Annotated in this window: 20 protein-coding genes; 9 read left to right on the top strand and 11 right to left on the bottom strand. The window is 73.3% G+C overall.

The window, feature by feature from the left end; all coding sequences use genetic code 11:
• Nucleotides 1–45: 45 nt before the first annotated feature.
• The gene (locus tag AC3A5R_RS01025; RefSeq protein WP_487618928.1) at nucleotides 46–909 is read right to left on the bottom strand and encodes a maleylpyruvate isomerase family mycothiol-dependent enzyme; all 864 of its coding nucleotides are present in this window, start codon (nucleotides 907–909) and stop codon (nucleotides 46–48) included.
• A 51-nt stretch (nucleotides 910–960) separates the two neighbouring features.
• On the bottom strand, nucleotides 961–1611 hold the full coding sequence (locus tag AC3A5R_RS01020; protein ID WP_487618927.1) for an alpha-ketoglutarate-dependent dioxygenase AlkB: 651 nt from the start codon (nucleotides 1609–1611) through the stop codon (nucleotides 961–963).
• A gap of 143 nt (nucleotides 1612–1754) precedes the next feature.
• On the opposite strand from AC3A5R_RS01020, the gene recO reads away from it, so the two are divergent.
• Nucleotides 1755–2483 carry a DNA repair protein RecO gene (gene recO, locus AC3A5R_RS01015; RefSeq protein ID WP_487618926.1) on the top strand — a complete coding sequence of 243 codons (729 nt, stop codon included), beginning with the start codon at nucleotides 1755–1757 and terminating at the stop codon, nucleotides 2481–2483.
• 34 nt (nucleotides 2484–2517) lie between these two features.
• Nucleotides 2518–3309 (top strand): isoprenyl transferase, encoded by a 792-nt coding sequence (locus AC3A5R_RS01010; protein ID WP_487618925.1) that lies wholly within the window; start codon nucleotides 2518–2520, stop codon nucleotides 3307–3309.
• Nucleotides 3310–3365: 56 nt separating this feature from the next.
• Here the strand turns inward: AC3A5R_RS01010 and AC3A5R_RS01005 are convergent, their stop codons facing one another.
• The 6 genes from AC3A5R_RS01005 to AC3A5R_RS00980 form a co-directional block, all read right to left on the bottom strand.
• Nucleotides 3366–4319: an SMP-30/gluconolactonase/LRE family protein gene (locus AC3A5R_RS01005; RefSeq protein WP_487618924.1), complete on the bottom strand. Its 954-nt coding sequence runs from the start codon at nucleotides 4317–4319 to the stop codon at nucleotides 3366–3368.
• Nucleotides 4320–4488: 169 nt separating this feature from the next.
• Nucleotides 4489–4911, bottom strand: a complete 423-nt coding sequence (locus tag AC3A5R_RS01000) for a Fur family transcriptional regulator (protein WP_487618923.1) — start codon at nucleotides 4909–4911, stop codon at nucleotides 4489–4491.
• Nucleotides 4908–5954: a metal ABC transporter permease gene (locus tag AC3A5R_RS00995; protein ID WP_487620096.1), complete on the bottom strand. Its 1047-nt coding sequence runs from the start codon at nucleotides 5952–5954 to the stop codon at nucleotides 4908–4910. The genes AC3A5R_RS01000 and AC3A5R_RS00995 overlap by 4 nt, the downstream gene beginning before the upstream one ends.
• Complete coding sequence (locus tag AC3A5R_RS00990) at nucleotides 5954–6844, bottom strand: metal ABC transporter ATP-binding protein (protein ID WP_487618922.1); 891 nt, start codon at nucleotides 6842–6844, stop codon at nucleotides 5954–5956. The genes AC3A5R_RS00995 and AC3A5R_RS00990 overlap by 1 nt, the downstream gene beginning before the upstream one ends.
• Nucleotides 6841–7854: a metal ABC transporter substrate-binding protein gene (locus tag AC3A5R_RS00985; RefSeq protein WP_487618921.1), complete on the bottom strand. Its 1014-nt coding sequence runs from the start codon at nucleotides 7852–7854 to the stop codon at nucleotides 6841–6843. The genes AC3A5R_RS00990 and AC3A5R_RS00985 overlap by 4 nt, the downstream gene beginning before the upstream one ends.
• Before the next feature lie 45 nt (nucleotides 7855–7899).
• Complete coding sequence (locus tag AC3A5R_RS00980; protein ID WP_487618920.1) at nucleotides 7900–8187, bottom strand: DUF6703 family protein; 288 nt, start codon at nucleotides 8185–8187, stop codon at nucleotides 7900–7902.
• Between the two features lie 90 nt (nucleotides 8188–8277).
• Here AC3A5R_RS00980 and AC3A5R_RS00975 point away from each other — a divergent pair, with 90 nt between their 5' ends.
• Nucleotides 8278–9672 carry a glycine--tRNA ligase gene (locus AC3A5R_RS00975; RefSeq protein ID WP_487618919.1) on the top strand — a complete coding sequence of 465 codons (1395 nt, stop codon included), beginning with the start codon at nucleotides 8278–8280 and terminating at the stop codon, nucleotides 9670–9672.
• Between the two features lie 309 nt (nucleotides 9673–9981).
• A complete protein-coding gene (locus tag AC3A5R_RS00970) occupies nucleotides 9982–10545 on the top strand; it encodes a HEAT repeat domain-containing protein (protein WP_487618918.1) in 564 nt (187 codons plus the stop codon).
• A 23-nt stretch (nucleotides 10546–10568) separates the two neighbouring features.
• On the opposite strand, the gene AC3A5R_RS00965 is transcribed toward AC3A5R_RS00970, so the two are convergent.
• The gene (locus tag AC3A5R_RS00965) at nucleotides 10569–11456 is read right to left on the bottom strand and encodes a sulfurtransferase (protein WP_487618917.1); all 888 of its coding nucleotides are present in this window, start codon (nucleotides 11454–11456) and stop codon (nucleotides 10569–10571) included.
• Between the two features lie 25 nt (nucleotides 11457–11481).
• Between AC3A5R_RS00965 and AC3A5R_RS00960 the strand changes: the two genes are divergently transcribed.
• The gene (locus AC3A5R_RS00960) at nucleotides 11482–12225 is read left to right on the top strand and encodes an alpha/beta fold hydrolase (RefSeq protein WP_487618916.1); all 744 of its coding nucleotides are present in this window, start codon (nucleotides 11482–11484) and stop codon (nucleotides 12223–12225) included.
• Between the two features lie 19 nt (nucleotides 12226–12244).
• On the top strand, nucleotides 12245–13471 hold the full coding sequence (dusB, locus tag AC3A5R_RS00955; protein ID WP_487618915.1) for a tRNA dihydrouridine synthase DusB: 1227 nt from the start codon (nucleotides 12245–12247) through the stop codon (nucleotides 13469–13471).
• Between the two features lie 15 nt (nucleotides 13472–13486).
• On the opposite strand, the gene AC3A5R_RS00950 is transcribed toward dusB, so the two are convergent.
• On the bottom strand, nucleotides 13487–14221 hold the full coding sequence (locus AC3A5R_RS00950; RefSeq protein WP_487618914.1) for a hypothetical protein: 735 nt from the start codon (nucleotides 14219–14221) through the stop codon (nucleotides 13487–13489).
• A gap of 45 nt (nucleotides 14222–14266) precedes the next feature.
• On the opposite strand from AC3A5R_RS00950, the gene AC3A5R_RS00945 reads away from it, so the two are divergent.
• Nucleotides 14267–14905: a YdeI/OmpD-associated family protein gene (locus tag AC3A5R_RS00945; RefSeq protein WP_487618913.1), complete on the top strand. Its 639-nt coding sequence runs from the start codon at nucleotides 14267–14269 to the stop codon at nucleotides 14903–14905.
• 59 nt (nucleotides 14906–14964) lie between these two features.
• On the opposite strand, the gene AC3A5R_RS00940 is transcribed toward AC3A5R_RS00945, so the two are convergent.
• Nucleotides 14965–15096, bottom strand: coding sequence for a hypothetical protein (locus AC3A5R_RS00940; RefSeq protein WP_487618912.1), 132 nt, complete (start codon nucleotides 15094–15096; stop codon nucleotides 14965–14967).
• Between the two features lie 172 nt (nucleotides 15097–15268).
• Here AC3A5R_RS00940 and AC3A5R_RS00935 point away from each other — a divergent pair, with 172 nt between their 5' ends.
• Both AC3A5R_RS00935 and AC3A5R_RS00930 read left to right on the top strand, forming a co-directional pair.
• A complete protein-coding gene (locus AC3A5R_RS00935; protein WP_487618911.1) occupies nucleotides 15269–15802 on the top strand; it encodes a SigE family RNA polymerase sigma factor in 534 nt (177 codons plus the stop codon).
• Nucleotides 15799–17085 carry a hypothetical protein gene (locus tag AC3A5R_RS00930; RefSeq protein WP_487618910.1) on the top strand — a complete coding sequence of 429 codons (1287 nt, stop codon included), beginning with the start codon at nucleotides 15799–15801 and terminating at the stop codon, nucleotides 17083–17085. Before AC3A5R_RS00935 ends, AC3A5R_RS00930 begins: the two co-directional genes overlap by 4 nt.
• The last annotated feature ends 33 nt before the right edge of the window (nucleotides 17086–17118 follow it).

Raw genomic sequence — 17118 nt, 5'->3', positions numbered from 1 at the left:
GGCCCCTTTCGAGGAGCGGCCCAGCCGGACCGGTGGAGGTGTAGGTCAGTCGATCGAGCCGCGCAGCACCGAGTCGACGGCAGCGAGGGCCGTCGGGTCGCCGTGGCGGCCCAGCTCACCGGCCAGCGGTCGGTTCCACAACCAGCAGTCGAGGTCGGCGGCCGTGCCGCACACCTCGGGAGCCGACGCGTCGTCCGAGACGTCAGTGGCGTCGGGCGCGCCGCCGCCCGCCGGGCCGTCGGCGACGAGGAAACGCAGCAGGTCGATGTCGCGGCCCTCGTAGGTGCCGGTGACGCGCACCGGGGTGACGGTCCACGCGTGCATGGTGTCGACCGTCGCAACGGTGACCGGCGCGCCGAGCTCCTCGTGGGAGAGGCCGGGCTCGGGCGCGTAGCCGCGCATGATCCGCAGCGCCTCGTCGACGCCGTCGGCCGCGAGGCGGGCGTCGATGGGGGCGCGGTCGCCGGGGGCGATGCCGGCGGTGGCCTCGGCGTCGAGGCGGTGGATGAGCGCCTCGTGGGCCTGTCGGCGGCGGATGTACCCGGCGGTGTGCTCGTCGGCCCACATCCACAGCTCGGTGTCGGGCGGCAGCTGGGCCAGCTGCTCGTGCAGGCGGGCGCTCGAGGCATCGAAGGCGGCGAGCAGGCCGGCGCGGTCCGCGGGTCGCTCCGGCCGGGTGTCGCTGTGGGCCTCGACCTGCTCGGACGTGGTCAACCGGTCCTGGGCGATGCCGCCCCAGAACCACTGGACGTCGGCGAGGTGCCACAGCAGGTCATCGGTGTCCCAGTCGGGGCATGTCGGCACCGTGGCTCCTGCCGGTGCGTCGGCCAGCACCTGGCGGAAGCGCGCCGAGTCGGCGGCGAGGTGGTCGAGGAAGGGAAGGTCTGCACCCGACGGGGCAGAGGGCATGCGTGCTCCTGGTGGTGTGGCGGGATGACGTGGCGAGCGGGTGACGGGTGGTCAGCGCACTCCGGCGACGCGGAACTGCACGGAGATGCGCGGCCCCATCGGCTCGGCGGTCTTGGGGACCGCATGGTCCCACGTGCGCTGGCAGGAGCCGCCCATCACGACGAGGTCACCATGGCCGAGCGGGTAGCGCAAGCTCTTTTGCGTGGTGCCGGGGATGCCGCCGCCGTCGCGGGGACGAAGGGCCAGGACGCGCGGCGAGCCGAGCGAGAGGATCGCGATCATCGTGTCGCTGTCGCGCGAACGGCCGATGCGGTCGCCGTGCCAGGCGACGCTGTCGCGGCCGTCGCGGTAGAGGCACAGGCCCGCCGTGACGAACGGCTCGCCGAGCTCGGGCGCGTAGTGCGCGCTCAGGGCGTCGCGGGCCCGGTCGAGGAGGGGGTGGGGAAGGCGTTCGCCGGCCGCGTAGAACTTCGTGAGGCGGGGGACGTCGACGACGTTGTCGTACATCTGCCGCCGCTCGGCGTGCCATGGCACGTCGTGCAACAGGGCCGAGAAGAGCTCGTCGCCGGCGGCGAGCCAGCCGGGGCGCACGTCGACCCACGCGCCGTGGGCGAGCGGGTGGCGACGCATCCCGGTGCCGAGGTCGCACAGCGTCATCTCGTCGGTGAGGTCGAGCAACGACCCCTGCAGGGTGAGGTCCATGACGCCAGCGTAACCCAGGACGTCGAACACGTGTTCGACCAGCCGGGTGTCGCGTCGGGCCCGTGCGGCCCCCGCCCCGACGCGTCCACCTCCTCCGGCGCGTGCGGTGCCCGGAGGCGTCGGCGGCGGGGGAGAATGGGCCCATGCCCCTCTACCGCGACGAGGCGATCGTCCTGCGCACCCACAAGCTGGGCGAGGCCGACCGCATCATCACGATGCTGACCCGCACCCGCGGGCGTGTGCGGGCTGTCGCCAAGGGGGTGCGGCGCACGAAGTCGCGCTTCGGCTCGCGGCTCGAGCCGGGCATGGTCGTCGACGTCCAGTGCTACGAGGGTCGCAACCTCGACACCGTCACGCAGGTCGAGACCCTCGCCCCGTACGGCGATGCCATCGCTCGGGACTACGCGGCCTACACGTGCGCCACCTCGATGCTCGAGACGGCGCTGCAGCTCACCGAGGAGCACGAGCCGCAGACCCAGCAGTACCTGCTGCTCTCCGGAGCGCTGCGCTCCCTCGCCGAGCGCAGCCACGACCCCGGGCTCGTCCTCGACGCGTACCTGCTGCGCTCGCTCGCGGTGGCGGGGTGGGCGCCGAGCTTCCTCGACTGCGCCCGCTGTGGCGCCGACGGGCCGCACCGGGCCTTCAACGTCCAGGCCGGCGGGGCGGTCTGCTCCTCGTGCCGCCCACCCGGTTCGACGGCGCCCGCACCCGAGACGTTCGAGCTGCTCGCTGCCCTGCTGTCGGGCGACTGGGAGCTCGCCGACGACAGCGACCCGCGCCACCGGCGTCAGGGAAACGGCCTCGTCTCGGCGTTCCTCCAGTGGCACGTCGAGCGCGGGCTGCGTTCTCTGCGGCTCGTCGAGCGCGCTTGAGCCGCAAGCCCATCCGTCACCGACCCGGAGAGCCATGACCCCTGCGACCTCGTACTCCCGCCCCTTCGCGCACCCGTCGGGCGCCACCGCACCGGTCCTGCCGGCCGAGCTGCTCCCGAAGCACGTGGCTATCGTCATGGACGGCAACGGCCGGTGGGCCAACGCGCGCGGTCTGCCACGCACCAAGGGTCACGAGGCGGGTGAGGCGTCGCTGCTCGACGTCGTCGCCGGGGCGATCGACGTCGGCGTGACGCACCTGTCGGCGTACGCGTTCTCGACGGAGAACTGGCGGCGTTCGCCCGAGGAGGTGCGCTTCCTCATGGGCTTCAACCGCGACGTCATCCGGCGCCGCCGCGACCAGCTCCACGAATGGGGCGTACGGATGCGCTGGGTCGGTCGCGCACCGCGGCTGTGGCGCTCGGTCATCAAGGAGCTCGAGATCGCCCAGGAGCTGACCCAGCACAACACCGGGCTGACCCTCTACTTCTGCGTCAACTACGGCGGACGGGCCGAGATCGCCGACGCCGTGAAGCGAATCGCCCAGGACGTCAAGGACGGCCGCCTCCGGCCCGGGTCGGTTGACGAGAAGACGATCAAGAAGTACCTCGACGAGCCGACGATGCCGGACGTCGACCTCTTCGTCCGATCCTCCGGCGAGCAGCGCACCTCGAACTTCCTGCTCTGGCAGTCGGCCTACGCCGAGATGGTGTTCCAGAACCGGCTCTGGCCCGACTACGACCGGCGCGACCTCTGGGCCGCGATCGAGGAGTACGTCGCCCGCGACCGCCGCTACGGCGGCGCCGTCGACACCCCGACCCGGTCCTGATCGAGACAGCAGTACGCACGCTTCGCGCGGACTGCTGTCTCGATCGGGAGGCGGGCTCAGCGGTCGACGACGATGACCTCGTACCGACTCGCCGTGGGCGGGAACCCCGTGTCGAACTTCGCGTTGACGACGGCGAGCCGGTCACCGAACCGCGCCACGGTGGTCGGGGTCTCGAACCGCGTGCTCGTCACCGTCTTGAGCAGGCGGCCGGACGACAGGTTGCCCGCGAGCCGGTACTCCGCCACCTGGTTGGAGAAGTTCTGCACGGCGTAGAGCGTTCGCCCCTCGAGCAGGATGCCGTCGACGTTCGGCACGGACACCCCGGCGATGGTCGCGCTGGCGCCCGTCCTGGGGTCGACGGTGTTGAGCACGGCCGAGTTGGTGTGCGCGACGACCAGGGTGTGACCGTCGGCCGTCGCCTGGATCCCGTTGTTGTTGAAGCCCGTCTTCAGCACCGCCGCCGGTCCGTGCAGGCGCAGCGTCCGTGCCGCCTTGCCGAGGACCCCGCTGCGACTCACGGGGACGAGGTACAGCTGGGCCTGCGAGGAGTCGGTGAACCAGGCCCCGGCGCTCGTCACCGCCACGTCGTTGATCACCGGGTTCGTGACCTGGCTCTGCGGTGTCAGCTGGTAGGAGGCCAAGGGCTTGCCGGTCCGGAGGTCGTAGACGTAGGCCTGCCCGGTGAAGCCGCCGGCGACGAAGAGGAGCGAGTGGGCGAGGTCGACCCGCAGGCCGAGCGCCATCCGCCCGGCCGGCGCGTGGATGAACAGGGCCGCCCTGCCGGTCCGCACGTCGCCGCGGTAGATGTTGCCGGTGAAGATCTCGCCGGCGTAGAACGTCGTCCCGGCGCCGCGCGCGATGCCCTCGGCAGACTGCGCTCCGGGCAGGACGATGACCTTCTCATGATGGACCGAATGCGGCGGCGCGGCCGCTCCGCCGAGCGCCGTCAGACCGACGAGCCCGACGGCTGCCACCACGGATGACACGAGCCGCTTGGTGAGTCCCCTCATCTCGACACCCCTCTCGCGCGGCGTCGCGACAGGGCGCCGCTGGAACCAGCCGAGCCGCGGTGGCGGCACCGGCACCGTCCTCCAGCGTCCGCCGGGATCTGCTGCCACGACAAGATGCCGAACTGGCGCATAGCGGGCCGGTTGCGGCCCGGCGGCGGCCAGGGCGTCGTCAGGCGGGTCGGCAGTCGGCGCAGGTGCCGAAGATCTCGAGGGTGTGCGTGACGTCGGAGAAGTCGTTCTCGGCAGCGACGGCGTCGGCCCACCGCTCGACCGCCGGGCCCTCGACCTCGACGGTGCGACCGCACTGCCGGCACACGAGGTGGTGGTGATGGTGCGTCGAGCAGGCGCGGTAGACGGCCTCGCCGTCGTCGGTGCGCAGGACGTCGACGGTGCCCGCCTCGACCATCGACTGCAGGGCCCGGTACACGGTCGCGAGGCCGACGCCCTCGCCGGCGTCGCGCAGCCGCGCGTGGACGGTCTGGGCCGAGGTGAACTCTTCCGAGCGGCCGAGCATCTCGGCGACGGCGGCCTGCTGGCGCGTCGGCCGACGCGTGCCGCTCGCGCCCTGGCCCGCGCTGGTCGTCCTGCTCATCGGGTGGTCCTCGTCATCGCGTCGTCGTCGTGCCGGTGGCCGTGCCGGTCGGGGTCGCCGGGCCGGGATGGCTCGCCGCCGGCGCCGTGCTCGTCGTAGTGGCCCTCGTGGGCCGCGTGCCGGTGGCCGTCGTGGACGTAGTCGACGTGGTCACCGTGCGGGATCGCGGGATGGCCGCACTCGGCGCCGTGTTCGTGGGCGTGCACCTCGGCGACGGAGTGCCGCCGCCCACGCACCCGGGCCCGCACGCCGGTGACGGCCGCGACCGCGACGAAGATCGCGACGGACAGCAGCACGATCGAGCCGCCGGAGGGCGTGTTGAGCGGGTAGGACACGACGACACCCCCGACGCTCGCGACGAGCCCGAAGGCGACCGCCCACCGGACGCCGCTGCCGAACGAGCGAGCCACGAGCTGGGCCGCGGCGTTCGGCACGATCATGAGCGCGCTGATGAGCAGCAGCCCGACGACACGCATCGCGACGACGACCGTCGTGGCGGTCAGGACCGCGAGCACGATGTTGATGGGCAGGACGGGGATGCCGACGGCGCGGGCGTACTCCTCGTCGTTGGCGACCGCGAAGAGGCGCGGTCGCAGCACCCACGTGGTCACGGCGACGACGACGGCGAGCCCCGCGAAGACCCAGATGTCGCCGCTCGTCGTCGTGAGGATCGAGCCGAAGAGGTACTTCATGAGGTTGGCCGGCGTGCCTTCCGGCGAGCGGCTGATGATGACGACGCCGCCGGCGATGCCGCCGTAGAAGATGACGGCCAGGGCGACGTCGCCGTTGGTGCGCCCGCGGGCCCGCAGCAGCTCGATGACGACGGCGGCGATGACGGCGGCGACCAGCGCCGTGAGCACCGGGGCCGTGCCGCTGACGAGGCCGATGGCGACGCCCGCGAGGGCGACGTGACCCATGCCGTCACCGATGAGCGAGAGCCGGCGCTGCACGAGGAAGATGCCGACCATCGGCGCGACCGTGCCCACGAGCAGCGCCGCGACGAGCGCACGCTGCATGAAGTCGACGGTGAGGATGTCGCTGATCACGCGTCGCCTCCTCGGGCGGAGTCGAAAGGTCCTCGGCCGAGGACGGGCCGGGCCGTCTCGAGCTCGAGGTCGTGGTGGTGGCTGTCGTGCTCGTGGTGCACGGTGCCGCGCAGGGCGGCGTACGCGTCGGGCGTGCCGTCGAAGACGATCCGCCCGGCGTCGACGACGACGATGCGGGTCAGCAGCCGCTCGAGAGGGCCGAGCTCGTGGGTGACGACGACCATGGTGACGCCGCGCTCGACGAGCCGCTCGAGCACCTCGGCGAGCACGTGCTGGCTCGCGGCGTCGACGCCGGCGGTCGGCTCGTCCATGACCAGGACGTCGGGCTGCCCGGCCAGGGCCCGGGCGATGAGCACGCGCCGCTGCTGGCCGCCCGAGAGCGTGCTGACCTCGGTGGCCGCGCGGTCACCGAGGCCGACGAGCTCGAGCGAGCGGGCCACGACCTGCCGGTCGGTGGCGCGCAGGCGCCCGAACCAGCCGAGCCGCGGCAGTCGGCCGGTCTCGACGATCTCCTCGGCGGTGGCACTGACCGACGCCGACAGCGTGTGGCGCTGCGGTACGTAGCCGAGCCTGGCCCGGTCGTGGAAGTCGTCGGCCGGGACGCCGAAGAGGGTGACGGCCCCCTCGGTGCGCTCGTTGAGGCCGAGGATGCCCTTCATGAGGGTCGACTTGCCCGAGCCGTTCGGGCCGACGACGGCGAGGATCTCGCCGCGTCGGACCGTGAGGTCGGCACCGTGCAGGACGGTGCGCTCGCCGTAGCCGAAGCCGGCACCGCGGACGTCGATGACGACGTCGCCCGGGCCGTTCGGACGGTCGCTGGGAGGGCCCGCGGGAGAGGGGGCGGGGGAGGCGTCCGGCGTCGGAGCCGGTGCGTCGGTGTCGCTCACTGGCACCCCAGTCCCTGACGGAGGGCGGTGAGGTTGCTGCGCATGACCTCAAAGTAGTCCTTGCCGGCCGACGCCCCGGTGATTCCCTCGACGGGGTCGAGGGTCGCGACCGTGGCGCCGGTGGTGCGGGCGACGGTGTCGGCCAGCTGCGGCTCGACGAGCGTCTCCTGGAAGATCGTCGTGACCCCCTCAGAGCGCACGAGGTCGCTGACCTGCTTGAGCCCGGCGGCGCTCGGTTCGGCCTCGGGGGAGAGGCCGGCGATGCCGTGCTGGTCGAGGCCGTAGCGCTGGGCGAGGTAGCCGAAGGCGGCGTGGCTCGTGACGAGGATCGGCGAGCGGCACGACGCGAGACCGGTGCGGTAGTCGGCGTCGAGGGCCGTCAGCCGCGCGACGAACGCGGCCGTGTTCTTCTCGTAGGTGGCGGCGTTCGTGGGGTCGTCGTGGGCCAGGCGGGCGCCGATCGCCTTGGCGACGTCGGCGTAGCGGGCCGGGTCGAGCCAGAAGTGCGGGTCGTCGGCTCCGTGGTCGTGGGTGTCGCCGGACGCGTGGGCGTCGCTCGAAGGCGTCTGGCCCGACGTGTCTGCCGGCGCCGCCGAACCCTCGGCACCCTCGGCACCCTCGGCGGCGTGGTCGTGCCCGTCCTCGCTCGAGGGCAGGGTGAGCCTGGCGGCGCCCGCGACGTCGAGGACGCGGGAGGCGTCGACCTGGCCCATGGCGTCGTCCACGGCGGGCTGGAACCCGTCGGCGTAGACGACGAGGCGGGCCTTCGTCATCCTCGCGAGGTCCTGGGGGGCGAGCTCGAGGTCGTGCGGCTCGGCGCCGGGCTTGGTGAGGACACCGACCTGCTGTCCGCCGCCGACGATCTGCTGGGCCGCGAACTGGAGGGGGTAGAAGGACGTGACGACGCCGCCTGCCGCCGGGGACCCGGTGCTGCACGCGCCGGCGGCCAGACCGACGAGGGCGACGACGGGCAGGGCGGAGAGTGCGGGGCGGAGTCGGCGCGGGATCACATGACAATGATTCTCAAAGTGAGAATCATTGTCAAAACGCGTCTGTCAGGCGGGCACGATGCGGACGACGGCGACGGCGACGGCCAGCAGCAGGACGGCACCGCGCATGAGCCGCTCCGGCAGCGTCAGGCGCTCCCACGTCAGGAAGAGGAACCACCCGAGCACGACTGCGACGAGCGCAAACGCCATGCCACTCCAGGGCCGCGGTGCCAGCACGCCGGCGACGAGCACGACGGCGAGCAGGCCGAGCGACACGGCGCGCGGCACGCGTGCGAGGCGCTCGAGGAGCGGGTAGGACGCGTGCTCGACGCGGGAGCGGAAACTCAGGGCCACGCGTCGAGCCTAGGGGACCGGCACCCGTGCCCCGACCGTCGGGAGGGCGGGTGGAGAAACGGGTGGCGTGCGCCCGATAACCTGTCCCGCATGGCCAAGCAGACATCCACCGTGGACACCGTCGTCAGCCTCTGCAAGCGCAGGGGCTTCGTCTTCCCCAGCGGTGAGATCTACGGAGGCACCCGGTCTGCGTGGGACTACGGCCCCCTCGGCGTCGAGCTCAAGGAGAACATCCGCCGCCAGTGGTGGAAGGCGATGGTGACGAGCCGCGACGACGTCGTCGGCCTCGACTCCTCGATCATCCTGCCGCGCGACACGTGGGTGGCCTCGGGCCACGTCGGCACGTTCACCGACCCGCTCGTCGAGTGCCTCAACTGCCACAAGCGTCGCCGCCAGGACCACCTGCAGGAGGCGTACGCGGAGAAGAAGGGCATCGCCGACCCCGACTCGGTGCCGATGAGCGAGATCGTGTGCCCGGACTGCGGCACCAAGGGCCGTTGGACCGAGCCGCGCGACTTCCAGATGATGCTCAAGACCTACCTCGGCGTCATCGAGGACGAGTCGGGCCTGCACTACCTGCGCCCCGAGACTGCCCAGGGCATCTTCGTCAACTTCCTCAACGTCATGCAGGCCTCGCGCAAGAAGCCGCCGTTCGGCATCGCCCAGACGGGCAAGAGCTTCCGCAACGAGATCACGCCGGGCAACTTCATCTTCCGCACCCGCGAGTTCGAGCAGATGGAGATGGAGTTCTTCGTCAAGCCGGGCGAGGACGAGCAGTGGCTGCAGTACTGGCTCGACGAGCGCACTCGCTGGTACACCGACCTCGGCATCAACCCCGACAACCTGCGCCACTTCGAGCACCCGGCCGACAAGCTCTCGCACTACTCCAAGCGCACCGTCGACATCGAGTACCGGTTCAACTTCGCCGGTTCGGAGTGGGGCGAGCTCGAGGGCATCGCCAACCGCACCGACTTCGACCTCGGCACGCACTCGAAGCACTCGGGCACCGACCTCGTCTACTTCGACCAGCAGACCGGTGAGCGGTACACGCCGTACGTCATCGAGCCGGCGGCCGGCCTGTCGCGCTCGCTCATGACCTTCCTCGTCGACGCCTACACCGAGGACGAGGCCCCCAACACCAAGGGTGGGGTCGACAAGCGCGTCGTGCTGCGCCTCGACCCGCGTCTCGCGCCCGTCAAGGCCGCGGTGCTCCCGCTGTCGCGCAACGCCGACCTCTCGCCGAAGGCTCGCGACCTCGCGGCCACGCTGCGCCGTCACTGGAACATCGACTTCGACGACGCCGGCGCGATCGGCAAGCGCTACCGCCGCAACGACGAGATCGGCACGCCGTTCTGCATCACGGTCGACTTCGACACCCTCGAGGACCACGCCGTGACGATCCGCGAGCGTGACTCCATGGCGCAGGAGCGCGTCGCGCTCGACAAGGTCGAGGGCTGGCTCGCCCAGCGTCTCGTCGGCTGCTGAGGCAGCCGCACCCGCTCCCGTCGGCCCACCGCCGCCCGCGACCCTCGCGGGCGGCGGTGGCGTGCGACGGGACCGGGCGCCCGCGTGGCCCGCAACCCCGGTCGGGTGGGCGGCGACGGACGCGGGTGGTGGTCACGGGTGCGCGGCGGTCCCGGTCAGGGTGACCGCCGCCGCACCGGTGACCTCCGCTGCCCCCTGACGCTCCGACGACCTTTCGACGCACGCGGGCGCGCCCTCGGCGCGGTCCGGGCCGTTGCCGTCGGGGCCCGTCCCGCCCACACCGTCGGCGTCGACCGGCAGACTTCGCCCATGACCCCCGACGAGGCCCTCGACGCCACGCCGGCCGACCGGGCCCGAGCCGCAGCCGACGCCCTGGGCGACGACGTACTCGTCTCGTGGTGCGCCGACCTCCTCGCCGGACGCCGCGCGTGGGGGGAGGCGGGGTCGCCGGACCTCGCCTGGGTCGGCGGCCGCGCGTCACGGACGTGGGGCGCCCCGGACCGGCTCGTCGGCGAGCGCGACTACTGGGCGCGGGTGTGGGCGTCCCGCACGCTGCTCTACGTGTGGGACGACGACGCCATCGCCGATGTCGTTGCGGGACTGCACGATCCGGCATGGCGCGTCCGCGAGATGTGCGCCAAGGTCGCAGCGCGATGGGACGTCGGCGAGGCGGCCGACGCGTGTGCGCGCCTCGTCACCGACGACGACACGACGCGCGTCCGGACCGCGGCCGCGCGCGTGCTCGGGGCGGTCGGCGAGGCGGAGCACGCGCCCCCGCTCCACGAGGCGCAGGCGGATGCCGAGGAGCCGGTCCGGGACGCCGCCGAGCGCGCACTGCGAGCGATGCGCGTCCGCCTCGACCGGGACGTCTGACCGCCGTCGTCTCGGGCGTGGGGTCAGCCGGGGGTGCGGCCGGTGGCCACGGGACGCGACGCGTCGCGGATCCACTCGCTCCACGACCCGGGGTAGAGCGAGGCGTCGACGCCGATCTCGGCGAGCGCCAGCACGTGGTGCGCCGCCGTGACGCCGGAGCCGCAGTAGACGCCGACGGCGCGTCCGTCGTGGGACGCGTCGGCGGCGGAGTCGGCACCGTGGGTCGGGGCCTCTTCTGCGACGACCCGGGCCCAGTGCGCGGCGAGGTCGTCGCGGAACCGGCCGTCGGGACCGACGAGGTCGGCGGTGGGAGACGTGACCGCGCCGGGGACGTGGCCGGCGACGGGGTCGATCGGCTCGACCTCGCCCGCGTAGCGCTCGGTGGCGCGGGCGTCGACGAGCAGGCCCTTGCGGGCGAGCGCGGCCGCACCGTCGGCGTCGAGCGTCGGCAGGCTGCCGAGGTGCACGGTGCCCTCGCCGTGCCGGTCGGCCGGCTCCTCGGTGCTCACCGGCAGGCCTGCGGCCGTCCAGGCCGCGAAGCCGCCGTCGAGGACCCGGACGTCGTGCACGCCGGCCCAGCGCAGCACCCACCAGGCCCGGGCGGCCGCCATCGAGTCACGGCCGTCGTACACGACGACCCGCGTGCCGGTCTCGATCCCGCAGCGCCGGACGAGGCGCTCGAGGGTCGCGGCGTCCGGCAGCGGGTGCCGGCCTCCATCGCCGGGCGGCGCGGCGAGCTCGGAGTCGAGGTCGACGAAGAACGCCCCGGGCACGTGTCCGGCGTCGTAGTCGGGACGCCCGACCGGCCCCTGGGTCGCGGCGCGCCCGGCGGTGAGGGCCCACCTGACGTCGAGGACGACGACGTCCTCGATCTCGTGGGCGAGCTCGGCGGCGGAGATGAGGTGGCTCACGGCGCCATCGTGGCATCCTCGCGGTGTGCCCGCCGACCCGACCCGACCGCAACTGGTGCTCGTCCACGGGTCGCGCCTGTCGAGTGCGCAGTGGCTGCCGCAGCTGCCGCTGCTCGAGCCGCACGTCGACGTCCGGCTCGTCGACCTGCCGGGGCACGGGCCACGCGCCGCCGAGGCCTTCACCCTCGACCGGTGCGTCGAGGTCGTCGACGACGCGGTGCGCCTGAGCGCCGCCAGGGGCCCGGTGGTGCTGGTCGGGCACTCGCTGGGCGGGTTCGTCGCCATGGAGTACGCGGCCCGACGCGGCGAGGCGCTGACGGGGCTCGTCCTCGCTGGTGCGAGCGCCCGCCCGCAGGGCGCCGGGGCGGCCGTCTACCGCGCCGTCGGCGCGCTGACCGACCGGCTCGGCCCTGCACGGATGACGCGGGTCAACAACCGCGTGCTGCACCGCCTCTATCCGGCCGAGCGCATCGACCCGGTCATCGCCGGTGGCTACTGGTTCGGCCCCACCACGGCGGCCTGGCACGAGGTCATGCAGGCGTGCCGGCCCGCGTCGCTGGCGGGCCTCGCATGCCCGGTCCTCCTGCTCAACGGCCGGTGGGACCAGTTCCGCCTCGGCGTCGCCGGCTTCCGCCACGACGTCCCCACGGTCCGCGTCGAGACGATCCCCGGCGCTGGTCACCTGGCCAACCTCGACCAGCCCGAGGCGTTCGCCGAGGCGGTGCTGCGCTTCGCCCACGAGGTCACCGATTCGGCCCACGGCGGCTGATGCGGGAGAATCGGTGCCCGTGACCGACCTGATGACCCCGCCCGCCGCACCCACCGGACCCGCGCCGGTGCTGCCGCCGCTGCGCATCGGTCGCCACGTCATCGAGTCGCCGGTCGTGCTCGCGCCGATGGCCGGCATCACCAACCGCGCGTTCCGGCGGCTGTGCCGCGAGTACGGGGATGAGGGCACCGCGCTGGGTGGCGCCTCGGGCGCGACGAGCCTGTACGTCAGCGAGATGATCACCTCGCGCGCCCTCGTCGAGCGCACCCCCGAGACGATGCGCCTCATCGAGCACGACCCGGAGGAGCACCCGCGCTCGATCCAGCTCTACAGCGTCGACCCGGCCACCGCGCGCGCCGCCGCCCGGATCCTCGTGCAGGAGGACCGCACCGACCACATCGACCTCAACTTCGGCTGCCCCGTGCCCAAGGTCACCCGCAAGGGTGGCGGCTCGGCCCTGCCGTGGAAGAAGGACCTCTTCCGCCGCATCGTCGGCGCCGTCGTCGAGGAGGGCGCGCGACGCGACATCCCCGTGACGGTCAAGATGCGCAAGGGCATCGACGACGAGCACATGACCTTCCTCGACGCCGGGCTCGCCGCCGAGCAGGAGGGCGTCGCCGCCGTCGCGCTGCACGGCCGCACCGCCTCGCAGGCCTACTCGGGCACCGCCGACTGGGCGGCGATCCGCGCCCTGAAGGAGACGGTCACGACCGTCCCGGTGCTCGGCAACGGCGACATCTGGTCGGCCGAGGACGCGCTGCGGATGGTCGAGGAGACCGGCTGCGACGGCGTCGTCGTCGGGCGTGGCTGCCTCGGCCGGCCGTGGCTGTTCACCGACCTCGCGGCCGCCTTCGCCGGGTCGAGCGTCCGGGTCACGCCGACGCTCGGGGAGGTGACGCGCACGCTGCGCACCCATGCCGAGTACCTCACCGACTTCTACGGCGAGGAGGATCGGGCCTGCCGCGACATCCGCAAGCACATCGCCTGGTACCTCAAGGGTTTCCCGGCCGGGTCGACGGTGCGCAACTCCCTCGCCCTCGTCGACTCGCTCGCGTCCCTCGACACGCTGCTCGCCTCGCTCGACCCGGACGCCCCCTGGCCGGGCGACGCCGCCGAGGGCCAGCGCGGTCGGGCCGGCTCGCCGCGCCGCGTCGCACTGCCCGACGGCTGGCTCGACTCGCGCGACCTGTCCGAGGAGCACGAGCGCACCATCGCCGAGGCCGAGCTGTCGGTCAGCGGCGGTTGAGCCCCGGGCCGGCGCTCACTTCAGCCAGACGCTGAGCGGACCGAGCGCCTCGCACCCCGCGGCGAGCGCGGCGTCGAGGCCGGGGCCGGCCTCCCAACCGACGAGGGGGAGCTGACCCGCGATGTCACGGGCCGCCGCGGCGGCCGCCGCCCACGCGTCCGTCGGGTCGCCCGTGCGGGCGAAGACGTTGCCGAGGCCGGCGACGGCGTCGGCTCCCTCACCCGTGACGTTGACGACGGCGCCGGCCACGACCGGCGCGTCCGGGGCGGCGGAGGCATGGGCCGCGAGGACGTGCACGCCGGGCTCGTCGAGCAGCGTCGGGCGCAGGATCGCCTCGGCCTCCGGGTCGGTGGCCCAGGCGCGGACCCACGACGCCATGCCCGCCCGTGTCTCGACGCGTCGCCACGTCGGGCCGTCGGGCGCCGTCACCGGGGTCACGGGGTCGAGCCACACCCACTGGCCGACGACGATGCGCGCGAAGTCCTCGAGCGACAGGTCGAGGCTCGCCCACGAGTCCTTGACCGAGCAGCCGTCCGAGTCGTCGACCCGGGCCAGCACGTCGTACTCGCCGACGGTGGGGGACAGGGTCACGGCGTCCGGGTAGTACGGCGGCGTGCGCGTCGCCGCCGTCCACGCGTCGGCGTCCGTCGTCGTGGCGACGCCGTGCGTGCGGGCCACGGCGTCGCACCAGAGGGCGTTGTTGAGCGCGGCGAGGGCGATGCGGTCGGTCACGTCAGGCACTCCGGTCACGAGGAGGATCCTCCCAGCGTCGGTGCCGGCTGGCAGGATCGGGTCATGCGACAGGGTGGATCGCCCGAGCGGCCGGCGACGTTCTTCGAGGACGCCGCCGACTTCCGGGGCTGGCTCGAGGCCAACCACGCCTCGGCCACCGAGCTGTGGATGGGCCTGAACAAGAAGCACGTCGAGCCGCGTGGTCTCCAGTGGGCCGAGGCCGTCCGCGTGGCGCTGTGCTTCGGCTGGATCGACTCCGTGGCCCAGCGCATCGACGCCGACACCACGCGTCAGCGCTGGACCCCGCGAAAGCCCGGCAGCAACTGGAGCACCATCAACATCACCGCGGTCGCCGAGCTCACCGCCGCGGGCCTCATGCACCCGGCCGGCGTCGCGGCGTTCGAGAAGCGTCGAGAGGACCGCTCCGGCGTCTACGCGTACGAGAACCGCGAGCGCACGTGGCCCGACGCGTACGAGACGCAGCTGCGCGCCGACGCGCGGGCCTCGCGGTTCTGGGACGCCGCCACCCCCTCCTACCGCAAGCTCGCGACGAACTGGGTGGTCACCGCCAAGCAGGAGGCCACCCGCGACAAGCGCATGGCCGAGCTCGTCGACGACTGCGCCCACGGCCGCCTCATCAAGACCCAGCGCTACGGCACCGAACCGGCCTGGGTGCGGCGGGTGCGCGACGAGCTCGGCTGAGCCGCGTCGCCCAGCCCCGCTCGGGCCAGGCCGGTCGGAGTCGGCCCGAGCGCCGCGCCTCAGCGGCGGCCGCGCGGCGGGATGATCTCCGTGTGGGAGGCCTTCTGCTCCTTCGCGTGCTTCTCGGCGCGCTTCTCCTTGATCGACTTGCCCTTCTGCGACATGTGCGATCGGGGTGACTTGTCGGCCATGACGAGCTCCTGCCCGCTCCGGGGCCGTGAACCGGCCCCACCTCGCCAGTGTGCCCCGGCCGGTCGCCCGGACGCCACGGCGTTTTGGCCCGCAGCTCGTGCAACCTTCCTGACCCGGTCGGCGTGCAACGGGTGACACGATGCACCGTCATCGGACAGGGGAAGGATCTCGATGCACCACTCGGAGGTCGACGCGGAGTTCAGCTCGTTCGTCGCCGGCCACTCGGCGGGCCTGCTGCGTTACGCCCACCTGCTCACCGGCTGTCGTTCCGACGCCGAGGAGCTGCTCCAGGACACGCTCGAGCGCGTGTACCTCTCGTGGGAGCGGGTCGTGCTGGTGGGGCTGCCGCTCGCCTACACGCGCCGAGCCCTGGCGCGGAACCACATCTCGCGATGGCGCCGGCTCACCCGCCGCCGAGCCACGGAGGAGCGCACCGCCGCCGACCGGTCGCTGAGGCGTGACGACGAGGGCTTCATGTCCGCTCCCGAGGAGCGCGACGCGATGTGGCGCCTGCTCGCGACGCTCCCGCCCCGCCAGCGCGTCGTGCTCGTCCTGCGTTTCTACGAGGACCTGCCCGAGAAGGAGATCGCCGACGCCCTGTCCGTCTCGGTGGGCACCGTCAAGAGCCAGCTGTCGCGTGGACTCGCCACGCTGCGCGCCCAGCACACCCCGGCCGACCGTTCGCTTCAGGAGGAGCTGCGATGACCGACCGCACCACGACGGCGCTCGCCGAGAGCCTGCGCGAGCACCACGGTGACGCCATCGACGGGGCACCGACCGCCGCGACGGTGATCCGGGGAGCGCGTCGCCGGCGCACCCGCCGCCGCGCAGGGACGGCGTTCGGCGCGCTCGGCGCCACCGCGGCCACCCTGGCGGTCGTCGTGCTCGCAGCACACGGCCCCCGCCTCGCGGCGCCGGTCCCGGCCTCGACGAGCCCCATCACCGCCCCGTCGAGGCCGATGCCCACCACCAGTCCTGCGCCCACGGCCGCCGATGCGCGCAGCGAGGCGTACGCCTGGGCGTCGGCCCTGCCGCTCGGTGGGCCGTTCCAGCCGGTCGGCGCCCCGGTGGTGGAACCTGGCCCCGACGGGCGGCTCAGGTACCGGGACAAGACCGGCTCGGTCACGCTCGGTCACGAGCCGATGACGCTGCAGCGCTCGCTACGCCTCGGCCCGGGCGAGGACTGGCCGACGACGACTTTCGTCGTGGGTCGGGGCCCGGGCTCCTCGAGCGTGTGGGCGGTTCGCGAGAGCGGCCCGCGCACCGCATCGAAGGTGTGGAGCGGGCCGCGGGTGCTCGACGTTCTCGGTGGCGCACGGGGTTTCGCGCTCATAGAGGGGGACACGCAAGGGGCGCCGACCAGGCTCGTCACCATCGACGTCGCGTCGCTCGCTGTGCGGTCCGTCGCCCTCCCGCCGGACGGGCCGCAGCGGCCCCGCCTCGCGACGTGGGCGCAGGACTCCGTCACGGTCGTCGACGGCCAGGACCCTCTCGACCCCGCCTCCGCCACCGACAGCCGCTCCTTCAGCTGGTCCCCGACCTCCGGCTGGCGGCCGGGTCAGGGAGAGGTGTGGTTCGGGGCCGCCGCGCCGGGCTCCGATGGTGCCGACGCTGGACGCAACGTCGTGCTCGTCGGTTCGGGAGACGAGGTCTGCGCTCACCTCATGGTCGGCTCGACCCTCGAGCCTGCCGCGCTGACCTGCGCGCCGCGCCTCGAGGCGCAGCACGCCCCCGACGGCAGCCTCGTTCTCGTGAGTCGGTTCCTCGGCGGGGGCGCCGGCGTCGTCGCGACGGTGTTCGACGTCGCCGACGGTTCCGCGAAGGAGCTGCCCGTGGGGAAGCTGCCCTCCCCGATGCGCTGGGAGTCCAACCTCACCCTCGCCGGCCAGGTGCCGGACGCCACGGGTCAGAAGTCGGTCGCATTCCGGGTCGACCTGGGCAAGGCACAGCGCCACGAACGGATTCCGGGGTCGCTGCCGCAAGGGTGACTGCGCCGTTCGCTGAGACCTCGGCGGCCGCGT

The sequence above is a fragment of the Intrasporangium sp. Soil_C_50 genome (assembly GCF_057656595.1).
Note: the sequence above shows the minus strand (reverse complement) of the source record. Positions and strands in the feature narration are given on the sequence as shown.